The organism is Streptomyces sp. NPDC058307 (genome assembly GCF_042880295.1).
In the GTDB taxonomy this organism is placed as follows: Bacteria; Actinomycetota; Actinomycetes; order Streptomycetales; family Streptomycetaceae; genus Streptomyces.
On sequence record NZ_JBHVYZ010000009.1, the window covers coordinates 113,206 to 124,856 of the forward strand.

The following is an 11,651-nucleotide window of genomic DNA, read 5'->3' on the forward strand; positions in this document are numbered from 1 at the left end:
GCCACGTCCGGCAAGGGCATGGTGCAGGCACGCGCGGCCTCCGAGGTGCGGGCGGCCGAACAGACCGCCAACGAGGAGGCGTCCGGCGCCGGGCTCGTCGAGTTCTCGCTGATGCTGACGGTCACCGTCGACACCATGGCGGAACTGGCCGACGCCAGCGTCACCGTACGCAACCTGACCGCGGCCTCCCGGGTGCTGATGCGCCCCGCCGACCGGATGCAGGCGGCGGCCTTCAGCTGCACCCTGCCCGCCGGGATCCTTCCGTGGGAGCAGACCCTCGTCCCGCACGAACTTCAGGAGGCGCTGTGAGCCGCCGTAGCGAACAGAAGCAGGCCGAGCGGGAGGACCGCCTGGCCGAGGAACAGTCGTTCGGGGAACTGGGCGGCGGGCCGGTCCTGTTCGGCCCGGACGTGTTCGGGTCGCAGACCTCCGGGAAGAAGTCCGCGCAGGCCAAGGCCACCTCCGATACCAAGCGAGGCGGCAGGCAGAAGGCCCCGGCCAAGCCCAGGGAGCCGTACGTCCCGGCCCGCGGCTGGCAGGGTGCGGGCGGCGGACGCGTCGGCTACATGGATCCGCCCACCATGTGGCGTGCCACCACCGTGCAGGCCTGCGGTATGTGGCCGTTCGCCGCCGGATCGGGCTCACCCATGACTGGAGTGCCGCTCGGACAGCACCTGTTCACCGGAGCCACGGTCTGCGGCGACCCGCTGAACTGGTTCACCCGGGCCCGCTACATCTCCAACCCCTCATTGTTCATGCTCGGCATGCCGGGCCTGGGCAAGTCCACCCTCATCAACCGGATGCTGATCGGGCTCGCCGCGACCGGTGTCGTCCCGCTGGTCCTCGGCGACCTCAAGCCCGACTACGCCGACACCGTCCGCGCGCTGGGCGGCCAGGTCATCTCCATCGGCCGCGGCCGGGGAGGCATCAACGTCCTCGACCCGGGCGCCATGGGCGAGGCCGCCGCGAAGATCGGCGGCGAGGCCGGCGAGGTCCTCAAGGCCGAGGCCCACGGCCGGGTCCTGAACATGGTCGCCGCCCTCATCACCATCGTGCGCGGCCGTCCCATGGACGACCACGAGCAGTCCGTACTCTCCGCGGTCCTGCACCACCTGCGCGAACGCACCCTTCCCGGCCGTACGGTGCTGCTGCCGGACGTGCTGCGAGTCCTCACCGAGGGTCCCGCCCGGGTCCGCGCGGTCACACTCGACCGGGGTGACGACTCCCGCTACCGGGACGCTGTCGACCCGCTGCACCGCTCCCTGCTCGGCATCCTCGACGGCCCGCTCGGCGACACCTTCGCCTCCGAGACGTCCACCCGGATCGACTCGAACGCGTCCGCCGTGTGCATCGACATCTCCGGCATCGGCGAGGCCGACACCCAGCTCACCGCTGCCGCGATGCTCGCCGCCTGGTCCGACGGGCTGGGCACGGTGGCGGCCTCGCACGCTCTCGCGGACGCCGGACTCGCGCCCCGGCGCTGGTTCTTCACCGTGCTCGACGAGCTGTGGCGCCCGCTGCGCGCCGCCTCCGGCATCGTCGACCGCATCGACGCCCTCACCCGCCTCAACCGCTCCCTCGGCCTCGGCGACGCCAAGATCACCCACACCCTCAAGGACGCCGAGGCACTCGGTACCGACGCCGACCGCGCCAAGGCGCGCGGCTTCGTCGAGCGGGCCGGGATGGTGGTGTGCGCCGGTTTGCCGAAGACCGAGATGGTGGACCTCGGCAAGGTGGTCGGACTGTCCCGGCGCGAGATCGAACTCGTGTCGTCCTGGTCCTCGCCCCCGGGCTGGGGCGTCCGGGGCGAGGACGAGGAACCTCCGGGCCGGGGCCGCTTCCTCATCAAGGTCGGTGGTCGCCCCGGCATCCCCATCAAGGTCGCCATCACCGACGCGGAGCGCGAACTGCACAACACCAACACCCGCTGGACGACCAACGAGGCGGCCATCGAGCAGGCCGCGGCCCGCGCCGCAGCCGATGTCGCACGGGCCGCCCAGGAAGGGCCCATTCCGCTGGGCTTCCCCGGAGACCCGGCTCCCCTCGGCGTCCCCGGCGACCCCGGGTTCTCCGCCGTCGAGGCGTCGGCCGGGGGGTGGACCGGATGAGCGGGCCCCGCAGCGGCGACCTCGGTGAGCAACTGCCGTGGGCCATCACCGCCGTCGCCGGCACCAGCCTCCTCGCGTTCACCATCGCCTGGGCCGGCGGCACCTTCGGCGCCGGGCTCTCCGGCCACGGCTGGAACGCCCCGCCGTTCACCAGGTCCAGCATCGCTACCCTGGTCGTCCACGGACCGACCGCGCTGTGGCCCGGCACACCGGCCGCCGTGCTCTACGCGGGCATGTTCGGCATGCTGGCGCTCATTGCGGTGCCCGCCGCACTCCTCGTCAACTTCTTCATCGACCGCGGCAGAGCGCCCAAGGGCCTCGCAGGCCGGCGCGAACTCGCCGCCATGTGCCCCAAGGGCATCGAGGCCCGTGCCCGCGAACTCCGCCCCACCCTCAAGAGCCGCGAACACCTCCACCCCGACGAGACCGGCAACCTCCTCGGTGACCTCGACCCCAAGGGCCCCGAACTGCGGAGCAGTTACGAGGACGTGGAGCTCGACCTGATGGCGCCCCGCGCCGGCAAGTCCACCGGCATCGCCGTCCCCCGGGTGCTGCGCGCCCAGGGCGCGGTCCTGCTGACCTCCAACAAGTCCGACGTGTATGCCGTCACCCGCGTCGAGCGCGAGAAGGCGGGCACGGTATGGACGTTCGACCCGCAGGGCATCGCCCACACCCCGCGCGCCATGTGGTGGAACATCCTCGGAGAGTGCCACACCATCGAAGGGGCCCGCCGGATGGCCGGCCACTTCGTGGCGTCCGTCAACGACGACACCGCGAAGAAGGACTTCTGGATCTCGGCCGCGCAGAACACCCTGACGGCTCTCTTCCTGGCCGCCGCGCGCAGCCGGACCCCGTTGCCGGAACTCCTCGGCTGGCTCGCGGACCCGGCCGACCGCACCCCGGTCGACCTTCTCCGCGAGGTCGGACTCATCGCGATGGCCGAGCAGCTGCAGGGCACGGTACGAGGCGCGGTCGAGACCCGGGACGGCATCTACGAGACCGCCCGGCAGACCGCCTCCTGCCTCCTGGACCCCGAGATCCTCGCCTGGGTCACACCCGACCCCGAACTCCCGGAGTTCCGCCCGGACCGGCACGTCCTCGGCACCGACACCCTCTACCTGCTGTCCAAGGACGGCGGTGGTTCCGCGGCGGGTGTCATCGCGGGGCTCGCCGACGCCACGATGCGGGCCGGCGTCGTCGCCGCCGAACGCATGGGCGGCCGGCTCGACCCGCCGCTGACCGCGGTCCTCGACGAGGCCGCCAACGTGTGCCGCATCTCCGATCTCCCCGACCTCTACTCGCACTTCGGCTCGCGCGGCATCAACGTCGTGACGCTGCTGCAGAGTTACCGCCAGGGCGCCCGTGTGTGGGGCGAGGTCGGCATGGACGCGCTGTGGAGTGCGGCGACCATCAAACTCCTCGGCGCGGGCCTGGACGACGCCGACTTCGTCCAGAAGATCTCCACGCTCGTCGGCCAGCACGATGTGAAGACCCCGAGCGTCTCCCGCAGCAAGGACGGCACTTCACGCTCGTACTCCTACCGTCAGGAGTCCGTCCTGCCGCCCGACAGGATCCGCGCCCTCCCCAAGGGCACCGCCCTGCTCCTCGCCACCGGCGTCAAGCCGGCTCTGATCCGGCTGCGCCCCTGGTACAAGGAGCCCGGCGCCAGCGAGATCTCGGCGGCGGCGAGGGCGGAGACGGCGGCCATCACGGAACGCGCGGCGGCTCGTCTGCTGCCGGGGCTGACCTTGGAGAAGGAGAACGCCGTGCAGAGCCACCGGGACACCGCGTCGGCGTGACCCTCCGCAGTGCCAGCTCGGCCGGTGCGTACCGGACCCGATCCATCAGCCATGCCCCGAAGGCGAGTTGGGCGCCGTACAGCATCACGCACCCGCCGAGGACGACGGCCGTGCCGACCCGGTCGTAGAGACCGAAGCCGTACCCGGTGAAGACGAGCGCGAGGACCAGCGACTGGGTGAGGTAGTGGGTGAGGGCCATGCGCCCGGAGGCGGCGAGCACGCGGGTCGCCGCCGGGTGCACGACGCTCAGCAGCAGAAGCAGCCCGCAGGCGTACGACGCGGTGAGCGCGGGCGCGGTCAGCAGGGACACCGCGTGTCCGACCAGGAACCACCGGTTGTCCAGCGGCCCGTTCGCACAACACGCGGTTACCACACCACCGGCCAGGCCGACCGGCAGCCACCGTACGACGACGCCTCGCAGCCACCGCCGGTCCCGCCCACGCCGCTCCAGCAGCCCCGCCTTGGCGGCCGCGAGGCCGGCCAGGAACGCGGCCAGCATGTCGGGGGTGTACATCAGGTTCGCGCCGAGAGCCGTCGGCAGCTCGCACAGATGGGCCCCGACCACCGACAGGAAACCGCCGCGGTAGGCGGCCACGGAGCGCGCTGCCTCGGGTGCGTACTGAGCCGGGGTGACCGGCTCGGTGAAGGCGACGGTCAGCAGCCCGTACCCGAGCAGCAGTACGGCGAGGCCCGCCACCAGACAGACCGCGACCCGCAGGGCGGCCCGGGGGGAGAGGCCGCGCAGGCCGTACAGGATCAGCCCCAGAGCGGCGTACGTCATCAGGATGTCGCCGGGAAAGAGCAGCACGGCGTGGACGAGACCGAGGCCGAACAGTCCTGCGGTACGTCGGAGATGGTGCGGGGCGGACGGGCTTCCCGACCCCCGGGCGGAGCGCTCCCGGAGGGCGAAGCTGTAGCCGAAGAGGAAGGAGAACAGCTGGTAGACGGTGGTGGTCGCGGTCACCGCCCAGGCGGCGGCCCGGTCGACGCCGGAGGCGTGCGGACCACCCCCGAAGGCCGTGTAAGGCCCCGCCATCAGCTGGGCGTTGACGAGCAGGATGCCGAACAGGGCGAACCCGCGCAGCACATCGACGTCCTGGACCCGCCCGGAACGGACCGCCACGCGCTCCCTCACCGCGTCACCAGGGTGGTCCCGCCGGCGAAGGCCACGGTCGACGAAAGGAACCACCCGAGCGCCGGTGACAGCAGATACCGCGGGGTCCACAACCTGGCCGCCGCGGGCTGGTCGCGCGGATAGACCACGGGCACGGTCCCGCCGACCGGCGGCATTCCGCTCAACGACCCGTACGCGCCCGGGTCGATGACGAAGGTCCGCCCCAGGTGGTCGTCGAACACCACGAGTCCGGTCCGCCGTCGGTCGCCCGACACTCGCGGTGTCACGACACCCGTCACGAGCACTCCACGTGCCCACAACCGTGCCGCGGTCACCAACTGCCGGACGGCGAGCAGGAGAAAGCCGAGGCCGAGCCCCGTGCTCAGGGCAAGCAGCAGCAGCTTGGCGTTCATACATTCCCCTTCACCGACCCGTGCACCTCTTCTCGGCGCACAACGGATGCCGTGGTGCCACTGGTTCACTCCCCCCTTGAACCCCCGGACGGGTGGCCCCCGTTGTGCGGACGGATCGCACGGTCCAACCCCGACCGACGCATACGAAGGGAGCTCCGGCCCAGATGAGACGGCCCCTGCGCACCCACGGCTACCGGGCGGCGGCAGCAGTCGCCCTGGCCTGCGCCCTCACGGCGGCGACCCAACAGGGCGCCCAGGCCGACCCCCAGACCCTCACCGAGGTACAGAAGGAGCTTGAGAGCCTGTACCACCAGGCGGAGGTGGCGACCGACAGGTACAACGCGGCTGACGGCAAGGTGAAGGCGCAGAGGAAGCGGGTCGGTTCACTCGACTCCCAGGTCCGCACGACCGAGGAGAAACTGACCCGCCTCAACGCCCTTGCCGGAGCGGCGGCCAGGGCCCAGTACCGCAACGGCGGCATGCCCGCCGAGCTGCAGTTCGCCCTGGCCAGCGAACCCGGACGGGCCCTGGACAACGCGGGGTTGGCTCTCCAGGCACAGCAGAGCACGCAGAATTTGCTGACCGACCTGAAGACGACGAAGTCGGCCCTGCGCACCCGCACGGACGAGGCGGCGGCCGAACTGAAGCGGTTGCAGGCGAGCCGCCGCGCGATGGCGAAGCAGCGCAGGACGATCGAACAGCACATCGCCGAGGCACAGCAGTTGGAGTCCTCGCTGGCGGCGAAGGAACGCCAACGCCTCGCCGACCTGGAGAACAAGCAGTCCGAGCAGGCCCAGGCGAAGTGGGAGGGCACGGGCATCCTCAAGAAGGTCGGCACCGACGCGACGACCGCCGGGCAGAAGGCCATCGCCTTCGCCACGCAGCAGATCGGCAAGCCCTACGTCTGGGGCGCCGAGGGCCCCGACTCCTTCGACTGCTCCGGCCTCACGAGCCAGGCGTGGCTGGCGGCGGGCGTCACCATCCCCCGCACGTCGGAAATGCAGTGGGCCCAGCTCAAGCACGTCCCGGTCGAGGACATGCGACCCGGTGACCTGATCATCTACTTCTCCGACGCGAGCCATGTGGCGATCTACGTCGGGGGCGGGAACATCATCTCGGCGCCGCGGCCGGGGCGGAACGTGTACGAGTCGCCGGCGGCGTCGATGCCGATACTGGGGGTGGTGCGGCCGGAGGCGTAGATCGGTTACCCGACTACGACGAGGGGCGGACCCGGGAGGTCCGCCCCTCGTTCTTCGGGCCCTCGGCTCGTTCGTCAAGCCCTGGCAGGCCGACGTGCAGGCGGTGGCGCGAAGGGATCCGGCAGGTCGACGGTAGGAGCCTCTTTCGGACGGTGGGTACCGGCCTTGCAGCCGGCGAACGGACCCGACTGATCCCGCAGGGTGTTCATGACCGGTGACAGGAAGTCCCGGTGCCAGGTGGCGGGACCGTTCACGCCGGAAGAGGCACTTGTGTCGGTCAAATTCGTCCACGCGAGCCACAGACCGTGCATCTGGGCCACCGCCTCCGGGTGTTCCCACCAGCTGGAGCACCACGGGGCCGTCGAGGTGACCTCACGGCCATACACCGGCAGCAGTACATGGTGCACCCAGAGCGTCAGACTCCGTAGTGCCCGCCCGTACTCCTCTCCCTGCAAATAGAGGATGAACGCCGGTACGCCAGGGCGTGGTTGTGAGGCCGTGGCGGAGGGTTGCGGGGACGCACCGGTCGCCTGGCCGGTGCTGGTGGTGTCGGCCGTCATAGTGCTCCTTGCAGGCGTGCGCCAGGGGTTGCCCAACCATGTGCCGAGGCAGCCGTTGAGCATGAGGTCGAGGTCCGGATACGAACCACGACGGGCCGTCGTCGTCAACGGTTCAACCGGCCGCCGCGTACCGGGCGGCGGAGGACGGAGGCGGGGAACGAGAGCCTGCCGACCTCCGCCGACAGGCCCTCGAACAAGACCGGTACTACCTCCTCTGCATCGCGCGGTGGGTCGCGCTGTGGTCCGTGGCGGGAGAGGCCGGCGGGGGAGTGTGCCCCTCGTGCGCGTCGGTCCGGGCCAGAGGTGCACCGAAGTCGCTACTGGCCGAGTCGGTGCTGCCCTGACTGCCGTAGCCCCCGTAGCCGCCGTAACCAACCGGGTTGGCGCTGCTGGTGCTGCCGTAGTAGCTGCCCGTCGGATTCGTCAGGGAAGCCAGGGGCCTGGTGTAGGTGCTTGCAGGGGTGGTCGACGCCGTGTCCCCGCTGCGCGTGTAGTGGTTGGTGTCGTCGGGCGCGATGGTCATCCTGCTCATGTTGGTCGTGGTGCGGTTCAGCACCCAGTTCGGGTCGGTGAAGACGGGCGCCGGCCTGGTGTCGGTGGTCGAGTAGTAGAGCTGCTGACCGCCCGTCGGGAGATGCCCGGTGTTCGTGTTGGTCGCGTAGAGCCCGGCCGAGGCCGTGGTGTTCACCGGAACGAGCCCCGAGCCGCGGGAGGAGATGGAATCCATGCTGTGGAGACCCTGGACCGGGGCGGAGGACGTGGACGCGGACGACATGCTCCCCGTCCCCTGCTGCTGCGAGATGCTGTAAAGCCTCTGGTGCAGCTTCTGGAGCGGTTTGTAGTCCTGCAGAGCCGCGATCTGGTCGCGGGACGCCGACATCTGGGGCAGTTCCTCCCCCTTGGGCGTCACGAAGACGAGCCTGTCGGGGTGGATGAAACTTTCGAATCCGTCGAGCGAGGTCTGGAGGCCCTGGCGGTTACGAATAATCGCACGCCCCACCTGCTGGGTTATGTACTCCCTGTTCTGCCTCTGCCGGAAGTCGTTCATCTCCTCCGGCGACTGGTACCTCTCCGACACCGTCGGAAGGGCGTCGAAGGACGCCTGAGAGTGGACCGTGAAAGTCTGGACCTCCTTCAGGATCGATGTCTCCGCATCCCGCTCGCGCACGTGGATGGTCACGCCGTCGACTTTGTTCTGATCAATCAGTTTCTCCAGTTCCTTGATTTCGATCTTCGCCAGGACGCTGTTGGGATCCACAGCCTCGAAGATGTCCGCGTCGACGTGCCCATGAGCCTGACCCATGAACGTGGCGGAGAGGGTGCCCCACGCGTAGCCCATAGTGGGCGACGGAGCACTCCGGGGGAATCCGTCGGGTATGGCGTCGACCACCGCCGCTGCCGGTGAGCCTTCGAGCGTGACGCCGTCCTGCGCGTCCGCCCTGGATTCCGCGGGCAGCCCGGTCAGTTTCGACCATGCGCCGACGTGAGCGGTGTGTCTCTTCGCCGCCTTGGTCAGTTCGGCCTGGAAAGAGCTCGTCCTGAGGTGATCGTTCTGGTGCCTCAGCCACCAGTTGCCTCGGACCGCGAAAGCCTTCGACTTTTGCAGCTCCTTCACGAGATTGTCGACCACCTCGCGGTTGGTCCAGTTCTCGTTGGGTGTGTGTCCCTGGTTGATCCACCTTCCCTCTTGCTTCAGCTGGTCAAAGTAGTTGTTGAACGCCGTGTGGAGCGACGGGTTGTCGGACTTCCTCAGACCCCGGTACCTCTCCAGGCGCTCGAAGGTCTTCTTTCGGCCTCTCTTGTGTGCTGCCTCGTCGAAAAAGGCCATCGTGGTGCCTTCCCTTTCCGTGTGACGAACAGTCGTGTCCCATCCGCGTCGTGGGTGGGACAGGTTGAAACCACTGATCGCCTCATCTTGTGGGGTGGTCGGACGGAGAATCCTGCCGAACTGTCCGTCTTGACAGACCACAACGCGGGGTGCCCCGGCCGGGGTTCATCCGCCCTTGGAATATCTTCCGCGTTCGCTGGTGGCGGTGGTGGCAGCGCGTGAACCGTCGGGAGCACCGGACGGGTGAGCTCGGCACTGGGTCATGAAAAACACGAGGGAGGGGGCAACGGCATCAGTGGTGCCCGTCGCCCCCTTCCTCCTGCGGGGCTGCCGCCCCGGCAGCGTGGTTGCCGCCTGCACCACCTTGTGCCTCGCGGCCGTAGCCGAAGCCGGGGCATCGGGGAGGTGCGACGACTCCGGAGACGGCGTCCGGGGCATCGGCGGCGCGGCCACGTCAATGGGGTCCGCCCCCTGCTCTCGGCCGAGGAGGACGACGGACTCGGCGTGCGGCGGGGGGAGTTACCGGCCGACGTGGAGCGCTTCACCGTATAAGGCAGGTGGGCCGGCTTGTTGAGAAGTGGGCCGAGCCTCTCCGTGGCCCGAGCCACGGCGGGAGGTCACCGCCGCCGAGGCCATGGAGAACGCCAGGGCCGCCATCATGGCCAACGACGAGGCGCAGTTCGCCAAGCTCCGCGCCCGCTGGGAGCGCAATGCCCCCCTGAGCCGAGCAGGCGACCGTCGCGCGGATCACCGCCGGTTCCGTGGGCCGGTTCCTCGGACGCGGCCCGCCGTTCCACACCTCATCGGCGAGGCCGGTCATCAGGTGCCGCTCCCACCCCCGTCCGCTCCAACACCGCCTCCTCCAGGGCGGTTCGGTAGCCGCAGGAGCAACTTCACGGCCGGCTGAACCTTCCACCGCACCCCGCCCGTCGTGCCTGCGCGAGTGAAAACCCAGTCGTCCACCCCCACGAGCCCCAAGGAGAGGCATCCGCCATGCGCACCTTGCGCTCCATGCGCAGACGCACATCGTTCCTTCTGGCACTGCTCCTGGTCGTCGCCGGTGTCTCGGGCACCGCCGTTCTGGTCCAGGCACACCGCTCAAGCGACACCGGTATCAGCGAAACCACGGCTGCCGCCGTCGCCGGCCACACCGTCACCCTGCAGAACCGCACCGACAGCCGTATCTGGGTCGGCAGCGAGGTCAACGCCGACGGCTCGGCCGCCCTCACCGGTCTGCCGGCGCTGGACCCGGGGCGGTCCGCCACGATCAGCATCCCCGAGCACGAGGGCGCCGGGCACTGGCGCGGTACCTTCTTCGCCCGCCAGGGCTGCACCGGCGACAGCGGCAGCACGTTCCACTGTGCCGTCGGTGACTGCGGACCGTACGCCGACCGCTGTTTCCTCGGTCAACAGCCCACCGGACTCGCCGAGTTCAACTTCGACCCGGCCGACTCCGCGGCTCCCTGGTACGACGTCAGCTACGTGGACGCCGTCGCCACCGCGGTCACCATCACGCCGAACGACGTCACACCGCCCGCGAGCGGCGAGTGCGCGGTGGCGGGGTGCGTCGAGGATCTGCTGTCCGCCTGCCCGGCCGACAACCTGACCAAGGACCCGGGCACCGGGCGGCCGCTGGTGTGCGTCAATCCGAACCGGGACGCGAAGACCCCGTACAGCGACATGGTCAACCAGAAGTGCCCCACGGCGTACGCCTGGTCCAAGCAGGACGCCGAGCCGGGCAACAAGGTCATGTACCAGTGCACCAGGTGCAGCGGCCTGACCGTCGCCTTCGGAACCGGCGGCACCGCCCCGGCCGGCCCCGCCAACATCCCCGCCAACACCCCCGTCACCACTGCCGCCTCGACCCGCAAGGGCGTCAGCCTCAACCCCGTCGACGGTGCCTCCCAGGCACTGGCCGGGTCCGGCGCGTCCTGGTACTTCAACTGGGCCTCCTCCACCGGCGCGGTCACCAAGCCGGACGGCGTGGACTACGTCCCGATGATCTGGGGTGCCGGCTCGGTCACCGACGCCGAACTGGGCGCGGCCGCCCAGAACGGCAGCAAGGAGCTGCTCGGCTTCAACGAGCCCGACAACGGCGGGCAGTCCGACATGACGCCCGAGCAGGCCCTGGACCTCTGGCCCCGGTTGGAGTCCACCGGCCTGCGCCTGGGCGCACCCGCGGTCGCCTCCGGCGCCGATGTCGCCGGAGGCTGGCTGGACCGTTTCATGCAGGGGGCCTCCGCCCGCGGCCTGCGCGTCGACTTCATTCCGCTGCACTGGTACGGCGCCGACTTCGGCCCCGACGCCGCCAACCAGCTGCGCAGCTACCTGCAGGCCGTCTGGGACCGCTACCACAAGCCGATCTGGCTGACCGAGTACGGCCTGATCGACTTCTCCCAGAGCACTCCCCGCTACCCCAGTGAGCAGGAGCAGACCGACTTCATCACGTCATCGGCGCAGATGCTGGACGGCCTCGACTTCGTCGAGCGCTACGCGTGGTTCACGCTGTCCACGCAGACCAGCCCGACCGGCCTCTACGACGGAACGACCGCCAACGCCAGCGGCCGTGTCTACCACGACGTGACCTGACCCGGGAGTCGAACCGTCCTCACCTGTCATCCGTTGTTCGG

Annotated in this window: 9 protein-coding genes; 5 read left to right on the top strand and 4 right to left on the bottom strand. The window is 69.9% G+C overall.

Annotated elements, in window-relative coordinates; genetic code table 11:
- From ACFVYN_RS09665 to ACFVYN_RS09675, 3 genes are all read left to right on the top strand, one after another.
- On the top strand, positions 1 to 309 hold a 309-nt coding region (locus ACFVYN_RS09665; protein ID WP_389995000.1), incomplete at its 5' end, for an SCO6880 family protein.
- Positions 306 to 2,108, top strand: coding sequence for an ATP/GTP-binding protein (locus tag ACFVYN_RS09670; protein ID WP_389995003.1), 1,803 nt, complete (start codon positions 306 to 308; stop codon positions 2,106 to 2,108). The genes ACFVYN_RS09665 and ACFVYN_RS09670, both read left to right, overlap by 4 nt.
- The gene (locus ACFVYN_RS09675; RefSeq protein ID WP_389995006.1) at positions 2,105 to 3,907 is read left to right on the top strand and encodes a type IV secretory system conjugative DNA transfer family protein; all 1,803 of its coding nucleotides are present in this window, start codon (positions 2,105 to 2,107) and stop codon (positions 3,905 to 3,907) included. The genes ACFVYN_RS09670 and ACFVYN_RS09675 overlap by 4 nt, the downstream gene beginning before the upstream one ends.
- On the opposite strand, the gene ACFVYN_RS09680 is transcribed toward ACFVYN_RS09675, so the two are convergent.
- Both ACFVYN_RS09680 and ACFVYN_RS09685 read right to left on the bottom strand, forming a co-directional pair.
- Positions 3,816 to 5,030 carry a DUF418 domain-containing protein gene (locus ACFVYN_RS09680; RefSeq protein ID WP_389995009.1) on the bottom strand — a complete coding sequence of 405 codons (1,215 nt, stop codon included), beginning with the start codon at positions 5,028 to 5,030 and terminating at the stop codon, positions 3,816 to 3,818. The two genes, ACFVYN_RS09675 and ACFVYN_RS09680, sit on opposite strands and share 92 nt — an antisense overlap.
- An 8-nt stretch (positions 5,031 to 5,038) precedes the next feature.
- Positions 5,039 to 5,434, bottom strand: coding sequence for a hypothetical protein (locus tag ACFVYN_RS09685; RefSeq protein ID WP_389995012.1), 396 nt, complete (start codon positions 5,432 to 5,434; stop codon positions 5,039 to 5,041).
- Between the two features lie 164 nt (positions 5,435 to 5,598).
- On the opposite strand from ACFVYN_RS09685, the gene ACFVYN_RS09690 reads away from it, so the two are divergent.
- Positions 5,599 to 6,633, top strand: a complete 1,035-nt coding sequence (locus ACFVYN_RS09690; RefSeq protein ID WP_389995015.1) for an NlpC/P60 family protein — start codon at positions 5,599 to 5,601, stop codon at positions 6,631 to 6,633.
- A 74-nt stretch (positions 6,634 to 6,707) separates the two neighbouring features.
- Here ACFVYN_RS09690 and ACFVYN_RS09695 read toward each other — a convergent pair whose 3' ends face one another.
- Positions 6,708 to 7,193 carry a DUF4913 domain-containing protein gene (locus tag ACFVYN_RS09695; RefSeq protein ID WP_389995018.1) on the bottom strand — a complete coding sequence of 162 codons (486 nt, stop codon included), beginning with the start codon at positions 7,191 to 7,193 and terminating at the stop codon, positions 6,708 to 6,710.
- 205 nt (positions 7,194 to 7,398) lie between these two features.
- A complete protein-coding gene (locus tag ACFVYN_RS09700) occupies positions 7,399 to 9,021 on the bottom strand; it encodes a hypothetical protein (protein WP_389995021.1) in 1,623 nt (540 codons plus the stop codon).
- Between the two features lie 1,011 nt (positions 9,022 to 10,032).
- Here ACFVYN_RS09700 and ACFVYN_RS09705 point away from each other — a divergent pair.
- Positions 10,033 to 11,610, top strand: coding sequence for a glycosyl hydrolase (locus ACFVYN_RS09705; RefSeq protein ID WP_389995024.1), 1,578 nt, complete (start codon positions 10,033 to 10,035; stop codon positions 11,608 to 11,610).
- Positions 11,611 to 11,651 lie beyond the last annotated feature (41 nt).

Coding starts and splice junctions, on each gene's coding strand:
- ACFVYN_RS09675 (WP_389995006.1), top strand. CDS start 2,105: ATGAGCGGGCCCCGCAGCGGCGACCTCGGTGAGCAACTGCCGTGGGCC.
- ACFVYN_RS09685 (WP_389995012.1), bottom strand. CDS start 5,434: ATGAACGCCAAGCTGCTGCTGCTTGCCCTGAGCACGGGGCTCGGCCTC.
- ACFVYN_RS09690 (WP_389995015.1), top strand. CDS start 5,599: ATGAGACGGCCCCTGCGCACCCACGGCTACCGGGCGGCGGCAGCAGTC.
- ACFVYN_RS09695 (WP_389995018.1), bottom strand. CDS start 7,193: ATGACGGCCGACACCACCAGCACCGGCCAGGCGACCGGTGCGTCCCCG.
- ACFVYN_RS09700 (WP_389995021.1), bottom strand. CDS start 9,021: ATGGCCTTTTTCGACGAGGCAGCACACAAGAGAGGCCGAAAGAAGACC.
- ACFVYN_RS09705 (WP_389995024.1), top strand. CDS start 10,033: ATGCGCAGACGCACATCGTTCCTTCTGGCACTGCTCCTGGTCGTCGCC.